Here is a 25063-nt window from a genome sequence, read left to right as displayed (position 1 = left end):
CAATATGGCCATCGCACATTATTCGATAATAATCCACAAGCGCAATTGACACACTACCATGGTAGTATGTATTTTCGATATCAGGCGCGACGAGAGCAACCGCATCCATGTGAATGGTTTTGCCTGATATCCCGTCCGAGACAAGGACCGCGAGCGCCGACGACCGTCTGAAGTGATCCAGGGAGGATGAAACCATGAAATGGAGTTTACACAAGACTGCGACTGCAACACTGCTTGCCAGCGTGATCTTTTGCGGCACTGCGATGGCGCAGGAAGGGGTGGCGACCGGCGACACCAGCGGCAAGAAGATCGCCTTCAGCAATTCTTACGCCGGCAACTCATTCCGCCAGGTGATGATCAAAAGCTTCGAGACGATGGGCGCCAAGGCGAAGGCCGACGGCAAGATCGCCGGCACGACCGTCGTCAGCTCCAATAATTCAGTCACCGAGCAGGCATCGCAGATACAGAACCTCATCCTGCAGGGTTATGACGCCATTATTGTGCTTGCCGGCTCGGACACCGCACTGAACGGGGCGATCAAGGACGCTTGCAACGCCGGCATCGTAGTTGTCGCCTTCGCAAGCGGCGTCACCGAACCCTGCGCATACGTGGTTGATTACAATCTGGACTCTTACGCCAAGGCTGAGCTCGATTACATGGCGAGCAGGCTCGGAGACAAGCCCGCCAATATCCTTGAAATCCGGGGAATGGCGGGTGACGGATTCGACAAACGGCTGAATGAAGGCGTGACGAAGGCTTTGGCGGCCCATGCGAACTACAAGAGGGTTGGCGAGGTCTATGGTCAATGGACCGCGACCGTGGCTCAGAAAGAAGTGTCCGGCATTCTTCCGTCATTGCCGAAGATCGACGGCGTTCTGACACAGGGCGGCGATGGTTATGGCGCAGCACAGGCCTTTAAGGCTGCGGGCCGCAAGCTTCCGATCATCATCATGGGCAACCGCCAGGACGAGCTGGCGCTCTGGAAGCAGGAACGTGATGCAACCGGCTATGAGACCTTCTCTCTCGGCGCAACGCCCTCCGTCTCACAGGTCGCCTTCTGGGTCGCACAACAAATCCTTGCGGGGAAGGACGTTCCGAAATTCGTCGAGGTGCCCCTCCTGCAGATCCAGCAGCAAGATCTCGACGCCTGGCTGAAGACGGTTCCGGAAGGTGGCGTCGCCAATGCCGATTACCCGCAGGATCTCGTCGCCAAGATTATCGACGCCAACGTCAAGAAGGAACCGCTGCCCATGGTTCCGGCTCCGAAGTAGGGCAACCAGCAATGCAGCCCTCCCAAGCCGCCGTGGATACTGCCGCGGGCCTCCTTATCGAGGCCCGCGGTATACGCAAGAGCTTCGGCGCGGTCCACGCGCTCGTCGGTGTCGATTTCCGTCTTGCCCCGGGCGAAGTCCTCGGACTGGTCGGCCATAACGGTGCCGGCAAGTCGACCCTGATGAACGTCATCTCCGGCGCGATCCAGCGAACGGAAGGGAGATTCGTTTATAGCGGTCAGGCGGTGGATCACTGGGGAACCGCCGAAGCGCAAGCCGGCGGCTTGCGGTGCATCTTTCAGGAGCTATCGCTCTGCACCAATCTTTCCGCCGCGGAAAATGCGCGCATCATCCATCGCAGCCTGCGCGGCTTCGGCTGGCGCCACAAGGCGCGCAGGCTGATCACCAAGGCTTTGGACGATATTTTTCCAGGCCATGGAATCGATGTGGATACCAAGATCGCCGACCTTTCGATCGGCGAGCGGCAGATGGTCGAGATTGCCCGCGCCTTCACCGAAACGGAAGACAAGGTGCGCTGTGTCATCCTTGACGAGCCCACCTCGGCTCTCGGGCATAAGCCGGCAGAGCAGTTGCTCGCCTATATCAAGACGGCATCGAGGCGTGGCGTCGCCTGTATTCTCATCACCCACCGCCTCAACGAAATCCTGGCCGTCTGCGACCGTGTTGTGGTGATGATGGATGGGGAGATCGTCGGAGACCGCTCAACGGCCGGCCTGACGCGCTCCGATTTGGTCGGGATGATGGGCAATATCGAAGCGCCGCATGAGCAGGCCGCCCCCACGCGCAATGCGAGCCAGGTCCTGACCGTAAACCATGCCGGTATCGATCGCGCGGATCTGCCGATCAAGGCGGCTCCCGGTGACATTATCGGTTTCGCCGGTCTCGATGGTCACGGGCAGCGCGAACGCCTGCGGGCCATTTATGCCACTACCCGCGAGGTGCCCGTCGCCTTTGTCGCCGGAGACCGTAGCGTCGAAGGCGTCATGCCGCTTTGGTCGATCGCCGACAACCTGACGCTTCGCAGCCTTAACGGGCTTCAGAAGGGTGGCTTCGTGTCGCCATCCGCCGCACGTGCGCTCGCGCAGACCTGGTCGCAGCGCCTCAAGGTCAAGGCACCGTCGATCGATACGCCGATCCTGTCGCTCAGCGGCGGCAACCAGCAGAAAGTGCTGTTTGCCCGCGCGCTCGCGTCTGACGGCCAGGTCATCCTGCTCGATGACCCGATGCGCGGCGTCGATGTCGGCACCAAGCAGGAAGTCTACCAGCTCATTCGTGACGAGGCCAAGCGCGGCCGGATCTTCATCTGGTACACGACCGAATTCGAAGAGCTGAGGAATTGCGACCGTCTCTACGTTTTCCGCGAAGGTCGCGCCATCGCCGAAATCGCCGGCGACAAGATCGATCACAACCGCATCCTCGAAGCATCGTTCGGAGGCGCGGATGGCTGAATTCGTCTATCGCAGGCAGAAGCGCAATCTTGCAAAGCGGCTCGCGCCCGCCTTGCAGGTCGGCCTTCCGGCCATCGCGCTCGTCGTCATGCTCACCGTGATCTTCTGGATTCGCCCGGCAGCGATGAGCTATTTCGGCTTCACGCTGCTGTTCAAGCTGGCCGTGCCGCTGATGTTTGCAGCGCTGGCACAGATGCTCGTCATCATGCTCGGCGACATCGACCTGTCGATCGGCTCCTTCGTCGGCTTCGTCACCTGCGTCACGGCGCTCTATCTCGACACGGCCCCGATGCTCGCAATCGCGATTTATATCGGAAGCATCTTCGTCTATGCCGGCGTCGGCCTCATCATCCATCTGCGGCAGTTGCCGTCGATCATCGTGACGCTCGGCATGTCGTTCATCTGGCTTGGCGTTGCGATCATCATCCTGCCCGCTCCGGGTGGCGCTGCTCCCGCATGGTTGTCCGGCTTCATGGCCTGGCGGCCGCCGCTCCTGCCTTTGCCGGTGCTGCTTGCCATTGCCGCCGCCCTCATCGGTCATTTCGTCATCAGCCAATCGTCATACGGGGCAGTGCTGAGGGGTGCAGGCGGTAACCCACGCGCCATCCAGCGCGCCGGCTGGTCGATCACCATGATTCGCGCCGCCGTCTATGCCGCTGCCGGCCTGCTCGGACTCATTGCCGGCATCACCCTGACCGGCCTGACAACCTCCGGCGACCCGAATGTTGCACCGGCCTACACCCTCCTCGGTGTCGGCGCCGTCATCCTCGGTGGTGGTTCTTTCACAGGTGGCATCGTCTCTCCGGTCGGAACGGTCATCGGTGCACTGACGCTTGCACTTGCCGGTTCACTCCTGAGCTTCCTGCGAGTGCCGCCGACATGGCAGATCGGCGCACAGGGCGGCATCCTCTTCCTGGTGCTAGCCGGACGCATCCTTCTCGCGGAAGACAAATCATGAGTGGCTTCTCTTTGAAACCCTGGACCTATGGCTTCATTGTCGCGCTTATCATGTGGATCGCGATCATCGCCTATTCCGGTTTTGCAAGCGCGGTACCGACCCTTTCTTCAGCGCTCGTCTTTGCTGCCTTCAGCGTTGTTGTCGGCACCGGTCAGATGATCGTGATCGCGTCTGGCCCTGGAAACATCGATCTGTCCACGCCATCCGTGTTGACCCTGTCGGCTTATTTATCGATGTCCGTCATGAGCGGCAGCAACGACATGATCCTTCCGGGTCTTCTGGTCACGCTTTTGGTCGGAGCACTGGCGGGTGCGGCAAACTTCCTAGCAATCACGATGCTGCGCCTGCCACCGATCATCGCGACGCTCGCCTGGAGCTTCGTTTTTCAGTCGCTCGCCTTCAATCTCGGCGGCGAAGCGACCTTGAAGCCTCCGGCGGCCCTTTCTGCCTTCACCTTCTGGTCGGTCGCGGGAATGCGGATCATGCCGATCGCGGCGATCGTCCTGACAATCGCCGTCGCCGTTATTCTGGCCCGCAGCGTCTGGGGCCGGCGGCTGCTGGCGGTCGGGCAGAGCGAACGGGCGGCACGCCTCGCCGGTGTTCCGGTCATGCGCGTCCGATTGATCGCCTATATGTTCTGCGGCGTGACCGCAGCCCTCACCGGCTTCCTGCTTGCGGGCTTTTCAGGCGGCGCGGCGCTCAATATGGGCGATACTTATTTGCTGGAAGCAATCGCGGTCGTGGTCCTTGGCGGCACCAGCGTCGCCGGCGGCCAGGCCAACGCAGTCGGCATCTGGGGTGCGGCACTGTTCTTCAACCTCATGGCCACGATGCTCAACACCTTCCAGATGCAGGCCGGCGTGCGCTTCGTCCTCACCGGCGCGCTGATCATCCTCATCGTCGCGCTCGTCCCGAAACCGAAGGCCGCGTGACATGGACGTCGCCACCCTGCAAAATGCGTTCAGACGCAACATGACACTTGTGGATCTCACCCACGCGTTGACGCCGCAGATCCCCGTATGGCCGACGCATCCCTTCTTTTGCAAGGAAGTGATCGAAAGCTATGATCGCGGCGATCTTGCCTGCAACCATTCTCTGGGCATGAGCGAGCATACCGGCACGCATTTTGATGCGCCGCTGCATTTCGTCAAAGGCGGCGCCGGGATCGACGCCGTTCATCTGCAGACCTTTTTCGGACGCATGGCGAAGATCGACGCGCGTGACTGCAGTCCAAGGGAGGCCGTCAGCGTCGAGCGGATCAAGGCATTCGAAGCCGTCCAGGGCGAAATCGCCGCCGGCGATGCGGTGTTTTTCCACTTCGGCTGGGATCGCTTCTGGTACAATCCGGCGGACCATCCGCACTTCCTGAGCGACTGGCCCGGCCTGTCGCACGAGGCGTGCGAATACCTGCTTAACCGCGGTATCCGAATAGCAGGCTCGGACTGCCTGTCGCTCGACTGTTTCGGCAGCACGGATTTCCCGGCCCATAAGCTGCTGCTCGGCGCGGGCGTCCTCATCGGCGAGAACTTCGCCCGCCTCGGAGACCTGCCGGCCTTTTCGTTCCTGATCACCCTGCCGTTGCCGCTCGCAGGCGGCTCGGGCTCCCCTCTTCGCGCCGTCGCGGCCTTTGCCGCGAACGGTCAATCGAACACCGCTGCGGCCCTGGCTTGAGCCTGGTCCATATAAGGAAGACAAGCATGAGACATATTTGGCGCTGGTTCGGTCCGATCGACAAGGTAAGCGTGTCCGATGCCGCCCAGGCCGGGGCTCAGGGTATCGTCAGCGCCTTACATCATGTGCCGACCGGAAGCGCATGGACGTTCAAGGAAATCCGCAAGCGGCAGGACGAAGTCCGCGCCGGCGGCCTGGAATGGGAACTCGTCGAAAGCATTCCCGTCTCCGAAAGCATCAAGACCATGACCGGTGATTGGAAGGCCCATATCGAGGCCTGGAAAGAAAGCCTGCGCCAGCTGGCCAAGGCCGGCATCTTCACGGTATGCTACAACTTCATGCCGGTGCTCGACTGGACCCGCACGGACCTGCGCTGGGAAACTGCCGATGGCGCCCGCGCCATGCGCTTCGATCTCGTTGATTTCATCGCTTTCGACATTCATGTGCTGCAGCGGCCCGGCGCGGCGAAGGACTATCCGACTCCGCTGATCGAAGCCGCAAGGGAGCGCTTCGCCAGCATGCCACAGGAGAAGATCGTCGCCCTTTCCCGCAATATCGGCGCCGGTCTTCCGGGCTCGTCTGACGGCTACAGCATTGCCGAACTGCGTACCGCGCTGTCGCGCTATGACGGGATCGGCGCCGATGCGCTGCGCGGCAACCTCATCGATTTCCTCTCCGAAGTCGTACCGGTTGCGGAGGAACTCGGCATGCGTCTTTGTGCACATGGCGACGATCCGCCCTGGCCCCTTCTGGGCCTGCCGCGCATCCTCTCGACCGAACAGGATTACGTGAGGGTTCTCGACGCCGTTGATCGCAACGCCAATGGCGTGACCTTCTGCACGGGATCGCTCGGCGCCCGCCCCGACAACGATCTGCCCACGATGGTGAAACGTCTCGCGCCGCGCATCCATTTCGCGCATCTGCGCAATGTCCGCCGTGAGACCGAAGGCTTCCCCTGCTCCTTCTTCGAGGACCACCATCTCGACGGCAACACCGACATGATTGCAGTCGTCGCCGCGCTGGTGAGCGAGGAACGACGCCGCAAGGTAGAGGGCCGCGCCGATCATCAGATATTCATGCGCCCGGACCACGGTCAGGAAATCCTGGACGATCTGACCCGTGGCGCCCAGCCCGGCTATCCCGCCATCGGTCGGCTCAAGGGCCTTGCCGAACTGCGCGGCATCGAGCAGACACTGTCGCATCCTGTTTTTGGAATGAATTGAGCGATGAACCGCCTCGGCAAGAACACCTCCCTCCCCTCGAGCGTCGAGCACCCGTCCTTCGATCCCGCGGCGCTCAAGGTCGGCATCGTCCACATCGGCATTGGCGCCTTCCATCGCGCCCATCAGGCGATCTACACGGATAAGGCTATCGATGCCCGGTATGGCGATTGGGGCATCGCCGGTGCGAGCCTGAGGTCGGTTGACATCGTCGCTGATCTCAAGGCGCAGGACTGCCGCTACAGCGTCGTCACCCGCGGCGCGGATGGTGACCGGGCGCGCATCGTCGGCTCCATCGTCGATGCCATTGCCGCGACCGAGGAGCGCGAACGCCTGCTCCAGCGGCTTTCCGACAACAGCACCCGCATTGTCACCCTGACGGTGAGCGAAAAAGCTTACGGTATCGATCCAATGTCCGGTGGGCTAGACATGTCGCATGCCGCCATCGCCCACGACTTGGAGCATCGTCAGGAGCCCGTCGGCGTGATCGGCATTCTCGTTGAAGCGCTTGCCCGCCGCATGACACTCGGCCGCGACCCGCTGACCATTCTGTGCTGCGACAACCTCCCCGGCAACGGAAACATCGTCCACCGTCTGGTCGCAGAAATGGCCGAACGCCGCGATCCCGAGCTGGCGGCCTGGATCGAGCGGGAAATCCGCTTTCCGTCCAGCATGGTCGACCGGATCGTGCCAGCAGCGACGGACGCGACGCGTGCGCTCGCCGCGTCGCTCATCGGCGCGGAAGATCGCCTGGCGCTCGCAACCGAACCCTTCACCCAATGGGTGATCGAGGATGATTTTGTCGCCGGCCGCCCTGCCTGGGAAGCCGGCGGCGCGATCTTCGTTAAGGATGTCCATGCCTATGAGAAGATGAAGCTCCGGCTGCTCAACGGCTCTCATTCGCTGATCGCCTATCTCGGCCAGTTGAACGGGCTGGACTATGTTCGCGACGTCATGGCAATCCCGGTGCATGTCGAACGGGTCCGGCGCCACATGGAGGCGGTCTTGCCGACACTCGACGCGGTGCCGCAGATCGACCTCGCCTCCTATCGCGAAGAACTCGTGGCCCGATTTTCGAACCCCGCCATCGCGCATCGGACCGCCCAGATCGCCGTGGACGGTACGCAGAAGATGCCGCAGCGCATTTTCGCGCCCGCGATGGAGCGGCTGGCGGCCGGCGGCGATGCCGCGGATTTTGCGGACGTCGTGGCGCTATGGCTGGCCTACGTGATCACGACCGAACACCTAGACGATCCGCGCTCGTCCGACCTTAAATCAGCGGCCGCTCTTGCCGCATCGGCCGGCTCGGCACCATTCTTCGATATCGCCGGCTTGTTTCCCGCCCCCCTCATCAGCGCCGACACTTGGCGTATGCGTGTCGACAGCCGACTGGCGGCTGCCCTGCGTGCAGCATGACGCCACGCGAATGCCACGACTTGCAAGAGGATAAAGACAATGGTGACGATTTCCGTTCGTAAGCCGCATAACCTTGTCGTCGACGACAGGCAGGCACCGCAACCCGGCCCCGGTGAAGTGGCCATCCGCGTGCAGCGTGCCGGCATTTGCGGCTCGGACATGCACATCCTGCATGGCTCGAACCCCTTCGTAGCCTATCCTCGCGTGATAGGCCACGAATTCGCAGGCGTGATCGAGGCGCTCGGTGCCGGTGTCTCCTCACTCGCCGTCGGCGACCATGTCGTCGCCGATCCGGTGATCTCCTGCGGCACCTGCCATCCCTGCCGCACCGGTCGTCCAAATGTCTGCGCGAAGCTCCAGGTGATCGGCGTCCATCGCGATGGCGGCTTTCGCTCCGTTGCGGTCGTGCCCGAGGCCAACGCAGTCAAGGTATCCCCAAAGCTGGGACTCGATGCTGCAGCGCTTGCAGAACCGCTTGCCGTCGCCGCAAACGTCCTGTGGCGGACGGAGTGCGCCAAGGATGACGTTGTTCTGATCTACGGCGCCGGTACGGTCGGTATCACCGTACTGCAAGTCGGCAAGATGCGCGGCGCTCGCTGCATCATCGCCGATATCGACGCCGACCGCCTGGAGCGTGCGAAGGAATTCGGCGCCGACGTCGTCATCCATTCCCGTGAGCAGTCGGTTGCCGAAATGGTGGCGCCGGAACTCGACGGTCTCGGCCCTTCGGTGGTGATCGACGGCGCCGGCATTCCGAGCCTGTTGGAAGAGGCTTGCCGCGTCGCGGCTCCGGCCGGCCGCATCGGCCTGCTTGGCTTTTCGCCGGCACCGTGCAACATCAGCCAGCAGGAAATCGTTCGCAAGGAATTGGCGCTGGTCGGCTCACGCCTCAACCGCCGTTTCATTCCGGAGGTTGTGACTTGGCTAGAATCGGGTGCACTTCGGCCAGAGGCAATGATCACCCAGAGTTTCGACGCCAGGGATGCGCGCGCCGCCTTCGACCTCATAGAGCGGCATCCGGAGCGGACGCTCAAGGTTCAGCTCGTGTTCGATTGAGCACGATCGCCCAACTTCGAAGGTCATGACCGTGGACAGACGCTTCCTCTCGTACCAAGAAATAAACGCAGCGCGAGCTGAGAAGGACGCACTTTGCCGGTTCTGGGAAGAGACAACAACGGCGACCAAACACTCCGCGTTCCGAAAGATTTGTTGGAGAACTGCGCTTGGTATGGCCGGGGGCTCCACACGAGCATAAAACCCTGGCGAATCGGGAGATGCCGGAAAGGACGCCTTTAGATGAGGCGAGCCCAAAGACAGCGCCTCTACATAGACGCTATCCGTGGTGCCCGGACCGGCGGCCATTTCGATACTGTCTGCGACGGCGCCATAACGGCCGACATCCCCGCCTCGAGACAAGCGACCACGAAAGCCTCGCGCGCAATGATGGAGGGTACGATTCCATTGAGCGCGCGACGGCAGGTCTTTACTGCCCGGTCATGGCGCTTACCGTGCCGCAAAGGCCATTCGTTTTCGAGAAAGTCCAGCGCATCATAGATGCCCGTAAAAGTGCGCTCCAATCCGCATTGGAGCCGGACCGTCACCGGCCGGGTCCATGGAACATCGTTGAGCGGCATTTTTTCCTCCTTTCGATGCCACACTGATCTTCGCCTGCAAATCATATTGGAGGAGCGAGCTGATGCTTCAAGAGGCAATGTTTCGTGTTGCGTAGTCCACGAAGCTAAGGTGCAGGCACAGAAAATAGGCTGCACGCTTTGACGATGATTACCGTGGCACATATACAACCTACCGCTGACTTCAGCGAGACAGCAACTTTACTTTACGCAGCTTTATAGCGCCCACTTTGCCTCAGAGGATTCCGCCGTCCGAGGCTTTTCCATAACGTGCCATCGGCGCTTGATGCGGTCGCTTTCGTCCATCAAGGACTTCCGCTGCAGGCGTATCCGAGCCAATCCGAAAAGGCGCGCACTTTCTGGCGCGCTTCGGGGCGGGCCGGCCAGAGTGCATAGTAACCGTAGCCGCTGTCGATGATCCGCTCGAATGGAGCGACCAGCTCACCGCTTTCCAGATCCTGGCGCGAAAAGGCAAGATCGCCCATCGTCACGCCATAGCCGCTCGCAGCAGCGGTCATCGCGAAATCCTGCGTGTCGAAGACTTGATGACGGGCAGCCTGGAACGAATAGGCGCCTTCGGCCTGCAACCAGAGGGTCCAGTCGCTGTGACGCGGGTTGGAATGCAGCAGAACGCAGTTCTGCAAATTCGTGACCGCAGGCGGATCGCCGAGTTTCGATAAAAAATGCGGCGAGCACATCGGCGTCAATTGCTCCCGCAATAGCGGCAGCACATCCATGCCGGGCCAGTTGCCATTGCCGTAGGTGATCAGCATGTCGATATCGCCGACCGAAAAAGTAGGCCTCAGAAACCAGGCGGTGTCGATATTGATATTCAGATCTTCATGATGGCTGTGGAGATCCGGCAGGCGCGGCAGGAACCATTTGCGCGCGAAGGTCGGCGGCATGCGGATGGTCAACGAGCGCACCGTCGTCCGCGTCGCCTCGAACGAGGTCTTCAGCGAGGCCAGCAGTCCGTCGACGATCGGGATCAGCGCCATGCCCCGCTCCGTCAGCACTACCTTGCGAGTATGGCGCTCGAACAGGCTGCAGCCGAAGTAATGTTCAAGCTGCTGCACCTGCCGGCTGATCGCACTTTGGCTGAGATTGAGCTCGGCCGCCGCCGCCGTGAAACTGCCCGTTTCCGCGACGACGGAAAAGGTCTGCAGCGTCTGCAGCGGCGGCAATCTGTTGTTATCGAACCTCGGCTCCATTCCCTACCCGGCTTTTGCTGCTGTCTCGAACAGCAAGCATTAAAGCATGTGGATGGAATGGCAACCGACGGTTCTCAGGCAATCGCCCGGCGCGCCGTCTTGATGGCTTGCCGGACCCTTCGCGGCGCTGTGCCGCCCTTGTGATCACGGCTGGCGACCGAGCCCTCGACGGTCAGCACCTCGAAGACATCCTCGCGGATGATCGGCGCAAAGGCCTGCATGTCGGCGAGCGAAAGCTCCGAAAGCGTCGGGAGGGCCTTGTCGCGAGCAGCACCGACGATCGCGGCAACCGCGTGGTGCGCATCGCGGAACGGCAGGCCTGCGCGAACGAGATAATCGGCAAGGTCAGTTGCCGTCGAGTAACCCTGATTGGCGGCGGCAAGCATCTTGGCATGCTTCACCGTGACCGTTGGGATCATCTGCGCCGTGACGCGGACTGCGGCGCGGACTGTTTCAAGCGTGTCGGTGAGGGGCGGTTTCGATTCCTGCTGGTCCTTGTTGAAGGCAAGCGGCTGACTTTTCATGAGCGCGGCCGAAAAGGCGAGATTGCCCATGACGCGGGCAGCCTTGCCGCGCACCAGCTCCGCAAGATCCGGATTGCGCTTCTGCGGCATGATCGAGGAACCGGTGCAGAACTGATCGCCGACCTCGATGAAATCGAACATCGGCGTGCACCAGAGAATGACTTCCTCGCTGAAGCGCGACAGATGTCCCATGATGATCGAACCGGCGCTGCAGATATCAACAACATAATCACGATCGGAAACAGCATCGAGCGAATTGGCAAAGGATGCGGCAAAGCCAAGCTTAGAGGCACTGTATTCGGGATCGATCGGATAGCCGGTGCCGGCGAGCGCCGCAGCACCCAGTGGAGAAACGTTGAGCCGTTCGCGCGCTGCGCCGACACGATCGAAATCGCGCAGGAACATTTCGACATAAGCCATCAGATGATGGCCGAAGGTGACTGGCTGCGCCACCTGCAGATGGGTGAAGCCCGGCATGATCGCATCGGCATGCTGTTCGGCAAGATCGACAAAGGCACCAATCAACGTTTTCAAATCATCGGCCAAAAGATCCAGCTGCTCGCGGGCATAGAGGCGGATATCGGTCGCGACCTGATCGTTGCGCGATCTGGCGGTATGCAGCTTCTTGCCGGCGTCCCCGATCAGTGCGATCAATCGGTTCTCGACATTGGTATGAACATCTTCGAGCTCCGCCTTCCATTCGAAGGTACCGGAGCGCATTTCTTCTGCCACCTGGTCGAGGCCGATCTGGATCTGCTCGTTATCCTCGGCAGTCAGAATGCCCGCGCGGGCAAGCATCTCAGCGTGGATCTTCGATCCGGCGACGTCGTGCATGGCGATGCGCTTGTCCTGCTCAAGACACTCGTGAAAGCTCTCGAAATCCCTGGAAACGGCCTCCTTGAACAGCGGCGACCATGTGGCTTCTTTCTGATTTCTCATCGCGGTCTTCCCTTTTGAACGAATGCAGCCCTCCCCTGGGCACCTTCTATTGAAGCAGCGCAATCAGGCTGCGGGCGTCTGTCTGGTTTTCGAGGTCGAGAACATAGTCCCTGAGAGCGTCGACCCTTGATGCGGGCAGAACCATGCCGGCGAGCGCGGCATATTTGCCGATCAATCGTTCATCGCTCAGCGGGTTCTGCGGACCCCCGAGCGGAAATTCGACGACGAGCCGATGCCGGGCACCAGTCGTCGTCACGATAGTGATCGCCGGCTCGTCCTCATCCTTCATCGCCGGATCGATGCGCACCATAATGCGATCCATCAATAAGCCGATCTCGGCTGCCGACCACGCCGCTTCCTCAAGCTCGGCCAGAAAGACCTTGCCGTAATGCAGCCGCGCCGCGAGCGCATAGGGCAGACTCATCTGAGCTTGCGCGCGGGATTGGATGATCTTGCCGCCGCACATGCCATATTGAAAACCGCTGATGTCGATCTCGATGGCAACGATATCGGCGGCTGCAAGGCCATGACGCTGCAGCATCAGGTCCAATGCATCGATCCCAGCATGCGTGCCACGGCAGGTGGCATACGGCTTGATGGAGCAGCGATTGAGTCGCCAATAATCTCCGAAGTCTCGGACGAGCGCCTGAGGATCGCTCTTTCCAGCTCCGAAGGTTGCAAAGAAGCTGCCCCAGCGCTCCGCGTCGAAAACACGGTCCGGACCTTCGAGCCCCTCCCTGGCGAGATAGGCAGCCATAAAGCCGCCTTCGGCCGCGCGGCCGGCATGAAGCTTCTTGGTTGAACTGCCATTGTGGATGAAGGCCCAGGTGCCGCCAGCGAATGAGCAGGCCGAGCCAAGAGCGGAAGCCATGGTATTCACATTGAGGTTCATCACGCTGCCGACGGCGGCAGCAGCGCCAAACGCGCCGCAGGTTCCCGTCGAATGCCAGCCGAGGCCATTGTGCTCTTCATAGCCGCCAACCGCTTCTAGCACGCGCCGGCCGACTTCATAGCCAAGCAGCACGCCACGGAGTAGTTCGCGGCCACTTAACGGCTGACAATGGTCGCCGAGCGCGGCAAGCACGGAAGGAAGGACGACGGCGCCGGAATGATCGCAGCCGCCGCTGTCATCAAGCTCGTAGGCGTGGGCAGAAACACCGTTGACGAAAGCCGACGTCCTGGCGTCCGAGGCGATGGGTAGGCCCCATATCGGTGAGTGTCCGGTGCCAGACTGGATGCCGAGCATAGCGACGACGGCATCGGTTTCGCGGGATGCAGACCCGGCAATCGCAGCACCCAGCGTGTCGAGAATATGAAGCTTCGCCTTGTGGATGGTGTCAGCCGGAAAAGCCTCATAATTTGTCGAGCAGACAAGCTCGGCCAGTGCCTGTGTCGGATTATCGCTCACCGGCCCGCTCCTCATCGACATAGGCTTCATAGACATTGATCGGGTGATCGCCGGGTGCGGTCGTGCCATTGCCGGCGTGCCAGCGGGCTACGTCTCCAGCCGTCGTCAGCCACACGTCGTCGAAGCTCGTAATATGGGCAAGCAAGGCTTCGACGAGCGCGATCCGGCCTGGCGTGCCGGTCCATTCCGGGCGAAGCTGGATGACGTAGCAGAGGCCGTATTTGCGGTAGGCATCGAATTCGGCGATCCAGCTGCCGAGCACCGCCTCATAGGACGGAATGCGGCTTTGCCCCTTCGGGAAGGCCGGGGTGAAATTGAACTGGAAATAGGGTCGGTCCTCGAGTTCGTAATGAACCGGGATCTCCACCAGTGACGAGGCATGACTGTAGGGCACATCGTCACCGTTCAACGATGCCGACCATCCATACCCGGCCTCGACGAGCAGGCGGTCGAAGCGGCGTGGCCAGTTGCCGGCTGGAAGGCGGAAGCCGGAAACCTCATTCGAGGCGATGGCGTTCAACCTCTCGCGGCTGCGCTTCAGGAGATCGACGGCTTCGGTTGCCGGCATGGCGTCGTAGCACTCGAAATTCCAGCCATGGCTCTCGATCTCGTGACGCGGGGACACGACATCGCGCAGCAACTCTTCGTGGCTCTCCGCGACGATCCCGGGCACGAACCAGCTCGTGGAAATGCCGGCATCGGCAAAGGCATGGCAAAGACGCTCGACGCCGCGCGTGGCGCCATATTGCCAGACGGAAAAGCTCTTGCTGCGCCCTATCAGATCAGGTGCCTGGACGACAGCATCAAGCCCATCGTCAAAGATCACGGAGACGATTGCCGCACATGTCTTACCCTGCGGCCAGGTGCATTCGGAAGCCGTACTGGTCATGCGGCATTCTCCGGATGTTGTGCGATCCACCATTTTGCGATTTCGGCGCAGCGCGTTACCCAGACGCTGTCGCCATGGGCGGTGATCGCTTTGAAGAGCCCTTCGAGGATCGCAAGCCGGCCGGGCTTGGCGCAGACCTTCGGATGCAAGATCGTCGTCCAGCAGAGCCCTTCGCGATGGTAGCCCTCGAACTCGGCGATCCAGTTGCGCTGGACGTCTGCGTAACCCGAAATGCGGTCGAGACCGATGGGGAAATCCGGATCCTCGCTGTAGGCAAGCGCGGTATAATCATCGATATCCCACCGCCCTGGGATCTCGACCAGGCCGCGACCTTGGGAGGTCGTGTGAAAATAAGGCCGGTCGTCACCGCGCATCGAGCTGGAATAGATCACGCCAAACTCATGCAACAATTGCGCCGTCTCGTCGCTCCAGTCACCCGACGGCGTGCGAAAGCCGACCGGCGTCACACCCATTCGGCTTCGGAAAATATCCCGGGAACGCTTCATGATATCCAGCTGCTGCTGGCTGCTGCAATCGATGAAGACCTCGTGATAATGACCGTGATAGGCGATCTCATGGGCATCGCGAAGGATGCGTTCGCATTGCAACGGCCAGTGCTCGACTACCCAGGTTGGCACGAAGAATGTCGCCTTCAACCCGTATTCGCTGAGAAGATCGAGAAGCCGTGGCAGCGCCCGCCACGGGCCATAGGCACCTTGCGTGAAATAGCGTGGGTTGGAGAGCAGCGAGCCATCGAGCATGGCATCGCCCGTCGGACCATCCACATCGAATGCGAGCGCCACAGCCGATCGTCGGCCTTCCGGCCACAGGCTTGGCTTCGCGGATTTGGTTGCACTCTTCGCAATCATGGGACTCTGCATGCGTTTCGGGGTGTTTTGGGTCGCAGCAATTCATCCGCGGGCGCGAAGCGCCCCGGCCGATGATTGCCTGCACGGGAAAAGGAGGCGCCGCCGTTACAGCGGCGCCTCCTCAAACGTTACTTGACGCCGTTGATGACGGCCTTCGGAACGGCATTGTGGACAAGGCCCCACTTCTTGAGGATCTCATCGTAGGTGCCGTCCTTGATCAGCGCGTCGAGAGCGCCGGCAACCGCATCGCGGAGCGCGATATGGTCCTTCTTGAAGCCAATACCGAACGTGTCGTTGCTAAGCAGCGGCTCGCCGACGAGCGTATAGGTGTTGGGTTCGACGCGCATCTGGTAGGCGATCGTTTCAATGCCCTGCACGACCGCATCGTAGCGGCCCTGCTTCATGCCGAGACGGGCAGCGTTCGAATCCGCGGTTCCCTCGAACTTGATGGCAGGCTTGCCTTTGCCTTCGCAATTTTCAGCACTCCAAGCCTTGACGTTGTCACCGAAGGAGGTGCTGCGGCTTCCGGCGACCGTCTTGCCGCAGAGATCGCTCGCGTGCTTGTAGGTTCCGGCATTGGCATTGACCGTGAAAAGGATCGGGCCGCTGGTGATGTAGTCGACGAAGTCCATGGCGGCCTGACGCTTCACGTTGTCGCTCATGCCGGAAATGATCATGTCGGCGCGGCCGGTTTGAAGGCCGCTCTGCAATTCCTGGAAAGCCGAGGTCACGAAGACGGTCGTGAGGTTAAGCTTCTTGGCGATAGCATTCGCCAGATCGACATCGAAACCATCGATCGTGCCGGTATCCGGATTGACGAATTCCATCGGCGGATAGATCGGGTTGGTCATGATGCGGAGTTCGCCGTCCTTCAGCAGGTTCAGACTCGAATCCGCGGAAGCGGCAGTCGCCGCGAGCGAAAGAAGGGCCGCAGAAACGGCGAGACGAATGAGTTTCATGCAATTCTCCTCTGATGATCTTTCTTCAGGGTTTTTCTTGTTAAAGCACCGCAGAGATGAAGTTCTTCACTCTGGGATTCCTGGGGTTCTCCAATATGTCGCCCGGCGTCCCGGTCTCGACGATCATGCCGGCATCCATGAAGACGACACGGTCGGCGACCTCGCGGCAGAAGCCGATCTCGTGCGTGACGACGATCATCGTCGTGCCGGAAGCGGCAAGCTCCTTCATGACGCCAAGGACTTCACCGACAAGCTCGGGATCAAGTGCCGAGGTCGGTTCGTCAAAGAGCATGGCCTGCGGCTTCATGGCGAGCGCGCGAGCAATCGCGATGCGCTGCTGCTGGCCGCCGGACAATTCACCTGGATAGGCGCCGGCCTTGTCGGCGAGGCCCACGCGCTGCAGGAGAATGTGCGCCTCTGCGATGCACTCCTGCTTCGGCCGCTTCTGCACCCCGACCGGGCCTTCGATGATATTCTGGAGCACCGTGCGATGCGGGAAGAGATGGAATTTCTGGAAGACCATGCCGACGGCCTGCCGCTGGCGGGCGATCTCCCGATCCCGCAGAGGAAAGAGCCGGTTGCCCTCGCGGCGATAGCCAGCGATTTCATCCTCGACCGTGACATAGCCGGCATCAATCTGCTCCAGCTGGTTGATGCAGCGCAGAAAGGTGCTCTTTCCCGAGCCGGAAGGCCCGATGATGCAGACGACTTCACCCTTCCTGATCTCGAAATTGATGTCCTTCAGGACGTGAAACGTGCCGAAATACTTCTGCAGCCCGTGTGCCTTGATGATCGCGTCCATCAGCTGACCTCCCCAACGAGAGCCTGATTGGCGGTCTGCTGGGCGCTCACATCGCGTCTGCCCCATCCCTTGGAGAAATGCCGCTCGATATAGATCTGCGCGATGCTGAGCACGGTGACGACGATCATGTACCAGATGGCGGCGACGATCAGTAGTTCGATGACGCGCGAGTTGACATAATAGATGTCCTCGACGTTTTTCAGCACTTCGGAATACTGGATGACGCTGGCGAGCGACGTCAGCTTGACCATGCCGATGGTTTCATTGCCGATCGGCGGAACGATGACGCGCATGGCCTGCGGCAGCACGATCTTCAGCGTTGCGCGCAGCTTCGTCATGCCAATCGATTGCGCCGCTTCCATCTGACCTTTGTCGATCGACAGAAGGCCGGCGCGCACGACTTCGGCCGTATACGCGCCCTGCTGGATGCCAAGGCCGAGAAGCGCCGCCACGAAGGGCGTCATGACATCGACGGTCCGGATCGACCACAATCCCGGAATGCCGATCGCCGGGAAAATCAGGGCGAGGTTGAACCACAAGAGCAACTGCAGCAGCGCCGGGGTGCCCCGAAACAGCCAGATATAGCCTACCGAGATGCTGCGGAGAACCGGGTTGTCCGACATGCGCATGATCGCTGCCAAGACCCCGAGAGCAATGCCCGTGATCATCGCGCAAAACGTCATGATGATCGTGTTGCCGACGCCCGCCATAACGGCTCTGGTGAATAGGTTCTGTCCGACATATTCCCAGGCGATATCGCCCTTCCAAAAAGCTCTCGCCAACAGAAGGAGTAGGACAATGCAGACTGCCGCCATGATCTTCGTGCCGATTTTTCGGTGTGGCACGATCACAAGCGCTTTCACGTCCAGTGGCGCTGAGTTGGTCAAATTCGATCCCCTGAGCTCGTTGATGAGCTTTCATTTTCTAATGGGGAAAGCTTACGTTGCTTTTGAATTCGGCCACAAACGAGATTTGAACATGTGATTTATGCGCTTTGCGCATAAATTAGGGCATTCGCGGGCGCTGCTCGATGGGGTGAGGAATTTATCATGGAAGGTACGATTAAGATCCCCGGTATAGATCGGCTTCCAGACGGTGTTGTTATGACTGGTGTCGTCGGCTTCGACAATCACGAACTCGGTGGGTCGCACGGCTACAGCCTCACCACCTATGAACAGCCCCGACACGAAATGGTTCGGGCGATCATTGCCATGATCCTCGGAACCGTTGAAGCCGAAACCGTCACGTTGCCTGGTAAATTGGTCATTCGAAATTCGACATGAGCGCCCTTTGTAACACTCGATGGGTCGTTGGCAGCGAGGTGTCGCGACACCTCGCAAAATATATCAGCATCAGCCATTTGCCGCCGGTTGTCGGCGAAGGTGCGGAGCCAAGCGATGCCAAAGGCGATGACACCTGGTGGTTTCGGCAACGCCCGAAAGCGCGCCCTTCACTTGCCGAAGCCGAATGTCTTGCGCAAACTCTTATCGACTGCGTTCGCCGGCATGAATCTGCGCAAGCGGCTGAGAAGCGTCGCATTGCCGCCGGCCGGTTGGCGCATGCGGTACGGACCGTTGATGGCGGCCAGGATTTTCGCGGCGACAGCCTGCGGTGACGGCGCTGTGGTGCAGCGCCGGTGGCGGGAACGCTATGGCTGAAGCCGTATCAGGCAGGCGGGCGCCGCGACGGGCACGCCCCTGCGAAGGGCGATGGCATACTCTATTGTGCTAAGGAGATCCGAAGCAAAGACAGGCTTCACAAGTACCCCGATCGCGTGCGGATCCGCGGCGACGATTTCCGGATTGGCTGTTGCGAATATGACCGTGACACCGTGCACCTGCGCAAGATGTGCGGCTAACGATGGACCTGTCTCACCATCGCTGAGATGAACATCGACAAGGGCGATATCGACGTTGGCTCCCATCCGGGATGCATTCTCGCTATTGCCGACTGGCCCTGCAACGTCATAGCCGGACGAACGCAGCACATATTCCATATCAAGGGCGATGAGGGCTTCGTCTTCAACCACAAGAATTTGCATGGAGGTCCCGGAGAGGCTCATTGTGCAGTTTGCCGGATATCGTCGGTCCGGCAGGCGGCGGCGCTGTTGAGCGTTAGAACATCTCATCAATAGAAAAGTTCCGAGTGCTACGCTATGGGGTTGCGCGTTCTGAATGGATAATCGCAATGCCAGCCGGAGACTCTACCGGCGCCCGCCAGAGACATCATCAACGTTGAAACTTTCTCGGCTCGGTATTCATTATATAGCGGACTAGTAAGGGCGCTTGCTCCGATCGTTCCAAGGAGTTGAAAGGCGGTCCATCGGAGAGACGGAAAGGCGAATTGATTCTCGCAATCTTCGACAGCGCCAGAGACAGGAGAAGCAATTGTCACACGAACGCAAAGATGCTCATTCGGCCGCCCTCTCCCTATCGGCTGACGCGTGGCTTGCCGCTATCGTCGAAAGCTCGGAGGATGCCATTATCAGCAAATCCGTCGATGGCGTCATTACGAGTTGGAATAAGAGCGCGGAGCGGCTGTTCGGTTTTCTGGCTGTCGAGGCAATCGGACAGCCCATCACGATTATCGTGCCTCCCGATCTATTGGACGAGGAAGCAGCCATAATCGCCTCCATTCGGGCTGGCGAGCGCATTGAGCATTATGAGACGGTGAGGTGCCGCAAAGATGGGACGCTTGTGGAGATTTCGCTGACGATTTCACCCGTCCGGGACAAGGATGGCGTAATTGTCGGAGCTTCCAAGATCGTACGGGACATCTCGGAGCGGAAGCGGCTGATTGAGCGGCAAGATCTTCTGTTGCGAGAAATGAACCACCGGGTGAAGAACCTGTTTGCAGTTATGAATTCGCTCGTGTCCTTGAGCGAACGAACAACCACGAACGCTCGCGCCCTTGCCGATGACCTGCGCGCGCGCATCAGAGCTCTTTCTGTTGCCCACAACCTCGTTTTGGGCAACTCCGGCGAAGACTCTCGACCCAGCGGTTCGGCCAGCCTTTTTAACCTTATTCAAGCGCTTTTTGCGGCACACCAGGACCACAGGAGTGAGCGCATCACCGTCAAAGGCAATGACATTGCGGTCGGCACTGTTGCGCTTACATCAATCGCGTTGCTCCTTCACGAGCTGATCACCAACTCGATAAAATATGGCGCACTGTCGGCTTCAGGTGGCCACATCGACGTCGAGGTTCAAGACGAAGATGGACTTGAGCTACATTGGGCCGAGGTTGGCGGTCCCCCTATTCAGGCGCCGAGCGGAGCGACTGGCTTCGGCTCACGGCTGGAGCGTCTCGCATTGGACGCTCTCAATGGCTCGATTATCCGAGATTGGAGATCGGAGGGCTTGCGCATCAGCCTGAGGATCCCGTTACGGTCGCTTGGTTGAAGAGCGCGCGGGCATATGATGCCCTGTTGTTGCGAAGGTTGCTGGCTCTCATCCGCCCCCGGATTGCCGTTGCTGCATCCTCGCCAGTCAGGATTTACAGCTAACCGTGCGAATGGTGATCAGGGATTTCAACGATGATGCGCAGCCCATCGGAACGCCATTCTCGATGGATCGATCCCCTCAATGACGCGATTGTCATGCGTTCAAGCTCCGATCCGAAGCCTGCGGAGCCTTCGGAAACCGGCGGGGGCGGTCCATCGATTTCTGACCACGTCAGCACAACCACGTCGTTGCACGCGACCTCGATTTCGACGCGCCCCCCGTTTACCGAAAGAGAGCCATACTTTATCGCATTCGTCGCGAATTCGTGCAGAAGCAGAGCTAGCGACGTCAGCACAGTGCAGTTCACGCGAACGTCCTCCCCTCTAACAACGATTCGAGCGCCATCCTTGTCCTGGTGAGCCGACAGGATGGCCTCAATGAGACCAAAAAGACTGGTCGAGGTATGCTCATCGGAACTGCCTTCGGATTCTTTCAGCACAAGATCCTGCGCGGCGGCGAGTGCTCTGATCCGCGCACGCAAATCGTCGGCGAACGATGCCCCCGTTGTTTCGACGGTCCGCTCACTAATGGAAATCAATGCGCTAACAATGGCGAACAGATTTTTGATGCGATGATGCATTTCCCGCAGCAGCAGCCGCTGTCGCTCCACCATGCGCTTGCGATCCGAAATATCACGGGCGATCTTCGAAGCGCCGACAATTACGCCATCCTTGTCCCGGACGGGTGAAATCGTCAGCGAAATATCGAGCAGCGTTCCATCTTTATGCTGCCTCATCGTCTCGAAATGTTCGATCCGCCTGCCGTTTCGAATGTGATCGATGATGGTATCTTCTTCATGCAGGCGATCATCTGGAATGATGATACTGATGTGACGCCCCACCGCCTCGGCGGCGGAAAATCCAAAAAGTCGCTCGGCGCTTCTGTTCCAACTCGTGATGATGCCGTTGACGGTCTTGCTTACGATCGCGTCGTCAGAGTTTTCAACAATGGCGGCAAGCCAAGCTTCGGCAGAGAGCGCCGAAATCCCAAAATGTTCCCCGAGCGTGTTGTTGATCGCTAAATCCGAGGACACCTTTTTTCGTTCGTCGGCAGTGAAGGGCGAACCTGCGGGTTCATTTGCATCTTGTGCCATATTCACGCTCCTCCATCGCCAGCAGCCTTGTCTCGAAAGCTACTTGCCGGACGCCGACCAGCTTGAATGGGAAGCAGGTTGCGGTTTTAACATAGGAACAGCGCATAGCCACTATGCTACGGGGGAACTTAAGGATTGTGGATCCTTCGTCCCGCTGGACCACGAGCATTGCTCTGTAGTCTAAAAATGTGTCGCAATGCGATTTTTTCAAGCCGAGACGCCGAACCTCTCTGAAGGATGCAGTCCAATCTGTCCATCGGCGTATGTTAAGGGAAAGAACGAGAGAGCAATTTTACGCAATTATGTAGGCCCCACCACCAGGCACTCATTCCATGACCAGATAGTCTGAAAGCGTAGCTTTTAGAGGGGATTACGGATGCAGTTGGTAGAGGAGCTGAAGAAGAAGCGCGAAGAGCTGGAGCCCAAGATCGATGCCCTTCGCGGCGAGATTGCGGTCCTGGAGCAGCAGCGAGCCGCGTTCGACACCGTACTGAAAGTTTACGACGAGAGCTATCGTCCCAACGGCGCTGCTCGCATCTGTTCGAGAAAGCCTCTGAAGGTGCCTGCAAGCGCGGTGACACCATTGCTCAAGGATCTCGACAAGCGCGGAGCCCTCCTGCGCATTCTGAGAGATGCAGAGGCTCCGGTTTCGACTGCGGACTGCGCAAAACAGGTCGCGCTGCAGATCCGGCTGACCGTAGATGATCCGCGGCTCGGCCAGATTGGCAACGTACTGTCGCGAGACCTCGACAAGCTCGTCAAGGATGGCCGGGGACGATATGCTGGTGTCGCCGACGGCCAGCGTCGCCTCTGGGAGAGCGCGGCCTGATCATGCCCTGTCCGGACTGACACCGTCTCCCAGACGAGATCGGGCGGCTTGTTGCCCTCCCAGTAGCCACGCAGATTGCGCGAGGCCTTCCTCGACAGTGCGAAATGCACCATGCTCCACATCTGCGTGCCGTTATCGACCCGGCGATTGTCCTCGCACCATGCGATTTCCGCCGCATACCAGTCGAAATACTTCACCGAGAAGCGGTGATGGATGCCAACATACGCCCTGGATGCGGGAGAAGAAACTCTCTCGACGTGATTGGTGTTCACGCCGTCCTTGGTCTCATATTCCTTACTGTGGTTTACGCGCTTAAGCTCTTGCAGGCCTTGGAGGTCGTCGTAACTGAAGTACTCGTCGGCATGGATCGTCGACCCCTTGTCAGTACCGGAGCAATACTTCCCATTAGTGCCGTTTGAATCTTCCCCAGGTGCCGCGGCCGCCGGTCTTCCGGGGCGCGCCCCGGAAGACCGGCGGCGCGTCATCGCCGATACCCCTTCCGATGGTCGGAAGGGGGATATTGGTGATCAAGCTGAGGGAGACGATCATGATCCTGGATCTGCATCAGCAGGGGCTGACGGTGTCGGCTATTTCCAGAGAAACTGGCATCGATCGCAAGACGGTGCGCAAATACATAGAGCGAGGCCTTGAGGCTCCGGCCTATGGTCCAAGAAAGCCTCGGGCGACAGTCATCGACCCGTTCGCTTCTTACCTGCGGGAGCGGGTAAAATCCTACCCCGGTCTGACCGGCAGTCGATTATTTCGAGAATTGCGTGAGCGAGGCTATACCGGCGGCTACACGGCTGTGACGGATTTTCTCCGCGATATACGCCCCGTTGCAAGTCAGGGCTTTGAAGTTCGTTTCGAGACGCCGCCTGGTGAGCAGGCCCAGGTCGATTTCGCCCAGTTTCATGTCGTCTCCACTGACGAACCGATGACGCCGAGGATCGTCTGTCTGTTCTCGATGGTGCTGGGTCATAGCCGTCTCATCTGGGCGCGCTTTGTCATGCATCAGAACCTGCCGACCGTCCTGCGTTGCCACATCGCGGCCTTCGAGGCTCTCGGCGGTGCCCCGCGGGAAGTGCTTTACGACCGGATGAAGACCGCCGTCATCGGCGAAGGCCAGACAGAAGGCATCGTCTATAACCGTGCTCTCATTGACCTGGCACGCCACTACGGTTTCCACCCGAAGGCCTGCAAACCTTATCGGGCCAAGACGAAGGGCAAGGTCGAGAGACCCTTCCGCTATATCCGCGAAGACTTCTTCCTCGCCCGTTCGTTTCGCAACCTCGATGATCTGAACGCCCAGCTCCGGCACTGGCTGGATACCGTCGCCAATCCAAGGAAGCATGCCACGACCCAGCGGGTCGTCAATGAAGCCTTTGCCGAGGAGCGGCCACATCTGCGACCATTACCGCTGGCACCGTTCAAATCCGTTCTGAAGCTAGAGCGCCGGGTGTCGCGGGAAGGCATGGTCAGCGTCGGCATGGATTGAAAATGTTCAAGGAATATTTATGTATGGCGACAAATATCAACCAGTGGCTGCAGTTGTCGATGCCGTTCCGGGTGCGAGATTTTGCAAAATCTTGCTTGCCATCTATATCACGGAGTAATATATAAATTGCCAGTGAGAGTTTTGAAGGACTTGGAGTTCGAGGACTGGGCCGGAGAGTACAACGTGACGGATGCCATGTTGTGTGATGCCGCAAAGGAGATCGAAGCTGGATTGGTCGATGCCAGATTGGGCGGCTTTCTTCTCAAGAAGCGAGTGGCGGCACCAGGGCGTGGCAAGCGTGGAAGTTATCGGACTATCGTTGGCCATCGTCAGAGCGACAGGCTTATTTTCGTCCACGGCTTCGCCAAGAACGAGACTGACAATATCACGAAGAAGGAAAAGGAAGCCCTTCGAAAGCTATGTGATTTCTACATGCTCGCTGACGACAAAAAGCTCGCTGAGATGATTGAACTGAAACAGATACTGGAGGTTCAGTGCCATGAGCAGAATTCTTAAGAACGTTCATAAGTCTGCTGCGCGACTGCACGAAGCCGGCTTTGTGGATGATGTGACGATGCGGGAGTTCGACGCTCTCTGCCTTCCTCCTCTTCGTGACTATACGCCCGAGGAAATCAAGAAAATCCGGAACTCAAACAAGGTCAGCCAAGCCGTGTTTGCTCAGTTCATCAACGTTAAGAAGATCACGGTTGCCGCATGGGAGCAGGGAACGAAGAAACCCAGCAGCACGGCCATCAAGATCCTTGATATTGTTGAACGAAAAGGACTGGAAGTGCTGCGATAGCAGCTTGCTTTCAACAAGGAAGGATTTGCCCGCCCTGTGCGGGCATTTTCATTTCAAGCGACCTGATCTCAATGCCGCATTTAGCTTGGTGGTTGTTCCTACAT

General features: G+C 59.5%; 23 protein-coding genes and 4 pseudogenes. 14 read left to right on the top strand and 13 right to left on the bottom strand.

The features are described from left to right. The first annotated feature begins 194 nt into the window (after positions 1-194). The 8 genes from Q4Q11_RS20980 to Q4Q11_RS20945 are packed head-to-tail and all read left to right on the top strand — an operon-like array spanning position 195 to position 9061. Positions 195-1271, top strand: a complete 1077-nt coding sequence (locus tag Q4Q11_RS20980) for an ABC transporter substrate-binding protein (protein ID WP_498570691.1) — start codon at positions 195-197, stop codon at positions 1269-1271. Positions 1272-1282: 11 nt separating this feature from the next. Further along, entirely contained in the window at positions 1283-2740 is a 1458-nt protein-coding gene (locus tag Q4Q11_RS20975; protein ID WP_498570690.1) for a sugar ABC transporter ATP-binding protein, read from the top strand. Then, positions 2733-3698, top strand: a complete 966-nt coding sequence (locus Q4Q11_RS20970; protein WP_498570689.1) for an ABC transporter permease — start codon at positions 2733-2735, stop codon at positions 3696-3698. Before Q4Q11_RS20975 ends, Q4Q11_RS20970 begins: the two co-directional genes overlap by 8 nt. Further along, positions 3695-4630, top strand: a complete 936-nt coding sequence (locus tag Q4Q11_RS20965) for an ABC transporter permease (protein WP_498570688.1) — start codon at positions 3695-3697, stop codon at positions 4628-4630. The genes Q4Q11_RS20970 and Q4Q11_RS20965 overlap by 4 nt, the downstream gene beginning before the upstream one ends. 1 nt (position 4631) lies before the next feature. Beyond that, positions 4632-5369 carry a cyclase family protein gene (locus Q4Q11_RS20960; RefSeq protein ID WP_498570687.1) on the top strand — a complete coding sequence of 246 codons (738 nt, stop codon included), beginning with the start codon at positions 4632-4634 and terminating at the stop codon, positions 5367-5369. Between the two features lie 26 nt (positions 5370-5395). Further along, the gene (uxuA, locus tag Q4Q11_RS20955; RefSeq protein WP_498570686.1) at positions 5396-6592 is read left to right on the top strand and encodes a mannonate dehydratase; all 1197 of its coding nucleotides are present in this window, start codon (positions 5396-5398) and stop codon (positions 6590-6592) included. Positions 6593-6595: 3 nt separating this feature from the next. Beyond that, positions 6596-8005 (top strand): mannitol dehydrogenase family protein, encoded by a 1410-nt coding sequence (locus Q4Q11_RS20950; RefSeq protein ID WP_498570685.1) that lies wholly within the window; start codon positions 6596-6598, stop codon positions 8003-8005. 39 nt (positions 8006-8044) lie between these two features. After that, complete coding sequence (locus tag Q4Q11_RS20945; RefSeq protein WP_112507901.1) at positions 8045-9061, top strand: Zn-dependent oxidoreductase; 1017 nt, start codon at positions 8045-8047, stop codon at positions 9059-9061. Between the two features lie 266 nt (positions 9062-9327). Here the strand turns inward: Q4Q11_RS20945 and Q4Q11_RS20940 are convergent, their stop codons facing one another. The 9 genes from Q4Q11_RS20940 to Q4Q11_RS20900 all read right to left on the bottom strand — a co-directional run bounded on the left by Q4Q11_RS20940 (position 9328) and on the right by Q4Q11_RS20900 (position 18124). Next, entirely contained in the window at positions 9328-9639 is a 312-nt protein-coding gene (locus tag Q4Q11_RS20940; RefSeq protein WP_498570684.1) for a DUF982 domain-containing protein, read from the bottom strand. Between the two features lie 302 nt (positions 9640-9941). Beyond that, entirely contained in the window at positions 9942-10847 is a 906-nt protein-coding gene (locus tag Q4Q11_RS20935; protein ID WP_113215612.1) for a LysR substrate-binding domain-containing protein, read from the bottom strand. Positions 10848-10921: 74 nt separating this feature from the next. After that, entirely contained in the window at positions 10922-12310 is a 1389-nt protein-coding gene (gene argH, locus Q4Q11_RS20930; protein ID WP_498570683.1) for an argininosuccinate lyase, read from the bottom strand. A 46-nt stretch (positions 12311-12356) separates the two neighbouring features. Then, entirely contained in the window at positions 12357-13718 is a 1362-nt protein-coding gene (locus Q4Q11_RS20925) for an MmgE/PrpD family protein (protein ID WP_498570682.1), read from the bottom strand. Then, positions 13708-14607 carry a polysaccharide deacetylase family protein gene (locus Q4Q11_RS20920; protein WP_112507896.1) on the bottom strand — a complete coding sequence of 300 codons (900 nt, stop codon included), beginning with the start codon at positions 14605-14607 and terminating at the stop codon, positions 13708-13710. The genes Q4Q11_RS20925 and Q4Q11_RS20920 overlap by 11 nt, the downstream gene beginning before the upstream one ends. After that, positions 14604-15476 (bottom strand): polysaccharide deacetylase family protein, encoded by an 873-nt coding sequence (locus Q4Q11_RS20915; protein ID WP_498570681.1) that lies wholly within the window; start codon positions 15474-15476, stop codon positions 14604-14606. The genes Q4Q11_RS20920 and Q4Q11_RS20915 overlap by 4 nt, the downstream gene beginning before the upstream one ends. A 128-nt stretch (positions 15477-15604) precedes the next feature. Further along, on the bottom strand, positions 15605-16435 hold the full coding sequence (locus tag Q4Q11_RS20910) for an ABC transporter substrate-binding protein (RefSeq protein WP_112507895.1): 831 nt from the start codon (positions 16433-16435) through the stop codon (positions 15605-15607). A gap of 40 nt (positions 16436-16475) precedes the next feature. Next, positions 16476-17237 (bottom strand): amino acid ABC transporter ATP-binding protein, encoded by a 762-nt coding sequence (locus tag Q4Q11_RS20905; protein ID WP_112507894.1) that lies wholly within the window; start codon positions 17235-17237, stop codon positions 16476-16478. Then, on the bottom strand, positions 17237-18124 hold the full coding sequence (locus Q4Q11_RS20900) for an amino acid ABC transporter permease (RefSeq protein WP_498570680.1): 888 nt from the start codon (positions 18122-18124) through the stop codon (positions 17237-17239). The genes Q4Q11_RS20905 and Q4Q11_RS20900 overlap by 1 nt, the downstream gene beginning before the upstream one ends. Before the next feature lie 225 nt (positions 18125-18349). Here Q4Q11_RS20900 and Q4Q11_RS20895 point away from each other — a divergent pair. Then, positions 18350-18520 (top strand): annotated as a pseudogene (locus Q4Q11_RS20895) (substrate-binding domain-containing protein); the annotation flags it as partial. Between the two features lie 167 nt (positions 18521-18687). Here Q4Q11_RS20895 and Q4Q11_RS20890 read toward each other — a convergent pair. Together Q4Q11_RS20890 and Q4Q11_RS20885 are read right to left on the bottom strand one after the other, a co-directional pair. Next, a pseudogene (locus tag Q4Q11_RS20890) lies at positions 18688-18861 on the bottom strand (oxidoreductase); the annotation flags it as partial. A gap of 24 nt (positions 18862-18885) precedes the next feature. Next, a complete protein-coding gene (locus Q4Q11_RS20885; RefSeq protein WP_162701678.1) occupies positions 18886-19278 on the bottom strand; it encodes a response regulator in 393 nt (130 codons plus the stop codon). Positions 19279-19624: 346 nt separating this feature from the next. Between Q4Q11_RS20885 and Q4Q11_RS20880 the strand changes: the two genes are divergently transcribed. Beyond that, on the top strand, positions 19625-20638 hold the full coding sequence (locus Q4Q11_RS20880; RefSeq protein ID WP_112507886.1) for a PAS domain S-box protein: 1014 nt from the start codon (positions 19625-19627) through the stop codon (positions 20636-20638). A gap of 100 nt (positions 20639-20738) precedes the next feature. Here Q4Q11_RS20880 and Q4Q11_RS20875 read toward each other — a convergent pair whose 3' ends face one another. Continuing rightward, the gene (locus tag Q4Q11_RS20875; protein WP_498570679.1) at positions 20739-21833 is read right to left on the bottom strand and encodes a PAS domain S-box protein; all 1095 of its coding nucleotides are present in this window, start codon (positions 21831-21833) and stop codon (positions 20739-20741) included. A gap of 376 nt (positions 21834-22209) precedes the next feature. Between Q4Q11_RS20875 and Q4Q11_RS20870 the strand changes: the two genes are divergently transcribed. Next, complete coding sequence (locus Q4Q11_RS20870; RefSeq protein WP_162701676.1) at positions 22210-22662, top strand: hypothetical protein; 453 nt, start codon at positions 22210-22212, stop codon at positions 22660-22662. Between the two features lie 164 nt (positions 22663-22826). Here Q4Q11_RS20870 and Q4Q11_RS20865 read toward each other — a convergent pair. Beyond that, a pseudogene (locus tag Q4Q11_RS20865) lies at positions 22827-23147 on the bottom strand (transposase); the annotation flags it as partial. A 38-nt stretch (positions 23148-23185) separates the two neighbouring features. Here Q4Q11_RS20865 and istA point away from each other — a divergent pair. The 3 genes and pseudogenes from istA to Q4Q11_RS20850 form a co-directional block, all read left to right on the top strand. Continuing rightward, positions 23186-24148, top strand: a pseudogene (gene istA, locus Q4Q11_RS20860) (IS21 family transposase); the annotation flags it as partial. A 141-nt stretch (positions 24149-24289) separates the two neighbouring features. After that, positions 24290-24673, top strand: a complete 384-nt coding sequence (locus Q4Q11_RS20855; protein WP_498570692.1) for a type II toxin-antitoxin system RelE/ParE family toxin — start codon at positions 24290-24292, stop codon at positions 24671-24673. After that, a complete protein-coding gene (locus tag Q4Q11_RS20850; protein WP_112507876.1) occupies positions 24657-24959 on the top strand; it encodes a helix-turn-helix domain-containing protein in 303 nt (100 codons plus the stop codon). Before Q4Q11_RS20855 ends, Q4Q11_RS20850 begins: the two co-directional genes overlap by 17 nt. Positions 24960-25063 lie beyond the last annotated feature (104 nt).

The organism is Rhizobium sp. UFLA01-1127, from assembly GCF_059803845.1.
Note: the sequence above shows the minus strand (reverse complement) of the source record. Positions and strands in the feature narration are given on the sequence as shown.

Excerpts from the sequence above, each read along its gene's own strand:
- uxuA (WP_498570686.1), top strand. The coding sequence starts at position 5,396 with ATGAGACATATTTGGCGCTGGTTCGGTCCGATCGACAAGGTAAGCGTG.
- Q4Q11_RS20915 (WP_498570681.1), bottom strand. The coding sequence starts at position 15,476 with ATGATTGCGAAGAGTGCAACCAAATCCGCGAAGCCAAGCCTGTGGCCG.
- argH (WP_498570683.1), bottom strand. The coding sequence starts at position 12,310 with ATGAGAAATCAGAAAGAAGCCACATGGTCGCCGCTGTTCAAGGAGGCC.
- Q4Q11_RS20950 (WP_498570685.1), top strand. The coding sequence starts at position 6,596 with ATGAACCGCCTCGGCAAGAACACCTCCCTCCCCTCGAGCGTCGAGCAC.
- Q4Q11_RS20875 (WP_498570679.1), bottom strand. The coding sequence starts at position 21,833 with ATGGCACAAGATGCAAATGAACCCGCAGGTTCGCCCTTCACTGCCGAC.
- Q4Q11_RS20935 (WP_113215612.1), bottom strand. The coding sequence starts at position 10,847 with ATGGAGCCGAGGTTCGATAACAACAGATTGCCGCCGCTGCAGACGCTG.
- Q4Q11_RS20965 (WP_498570688.1), top strand. The coding sequence starts at position 3,695 with ATGAGTGGCTTCTCTTTGAAACCCTGGACCTATGGCTTCATTGTCGCG.
- Q4Q11_RS20850 (WP_112507876.1), top strand. The coding sequence starts at position 24,657 with ATGAGCAGAATTCTTAAGAACGTTCATAAGTCTGCTGCGCGACTGCAC.
- Q4Q11_RS20945 (WP_112507901.1), top strand. The coding sequence starts at position 8,045 with ATGGTGACGATTTCCGTTCGTAAGCCGCATAACCTTGTCGTCGACGAC.
- Q4Q11_RS20905 (WP_112507894.1), bottom strand. The coding sequence starts at position 17,237 with ATGGACGCGATCATCAAGGCACACGGGCTGCAGAAGTATTTCGGCACG.
- Q4Q11_RS20970 (WP_498570689.1), top strand. The coding sequence starts at position 2,733 with ATGGCTGAATTCGTCTATCGCAGGCAGAAGCGCAATCTTGCAAAGCGG.
- Q4Q11_RS20870 (WP_162701676.1), top strand. The coding sequence starts at position 22,210 with ATGCAGTTGGTAGAGGAGCTGAAGAAGAAGCGCGAAGAGCTGGAGCCC.
- Q4Q11_RS20920 (WP_112507896.1), bottom strand. The coding sequence starts at position 14,607 with ATGACCAGTACGGCTTCCGAATGCACCTGGCCGCAGGGTAAGACATGT.
- Q4Q11_RS20885 (WP_162701678.1), bottom strand. The coding sequence starts at position 19,278 with ATGCAAATTCTTGTGGTTGAAGACGAAGCCCTCATCGCCCTTGATATG.
- Q4Q11_RS20975 (WP_498570690.1), top strand. The coding sequence starts at position 1,283 with ATGCAGCCCTCCCAAGCCGCCGTGGATACTGCCGCGGGCCTCCTTATC.
- Q4Q11_RS20960 (WP_498570687.1), top strand. The coding sequence starts at position 4,632 with ATGGACGTCGCCACCCTGCAAAATGCGTTCAGACGCAACATGACACTT.
- Q4Q11_RS20980 (WP_498570691.1), top strand. The coding sequence starts at position 195 with ATGAAATGGAGTTTACACAAGACTGCGACTGCAACACTGCTTGCCAGC.
- Q4Q11_RS20910 (WP_112507895.1), bottom strand. The coding sequence starts at position 16,435 with ATGAAACTCATTCGTCTCGCCGTTTCTGCGGCCCTTCTTTCGCTCGCG.
- Q4Q11_RS20940 (WP_498570684.1), bottom strand. The coding sequence starts at position 9,639 with ATGCCGCTCAACGATGTTCCATGGACCCGGCCGGTGACGGTCCGGCTC.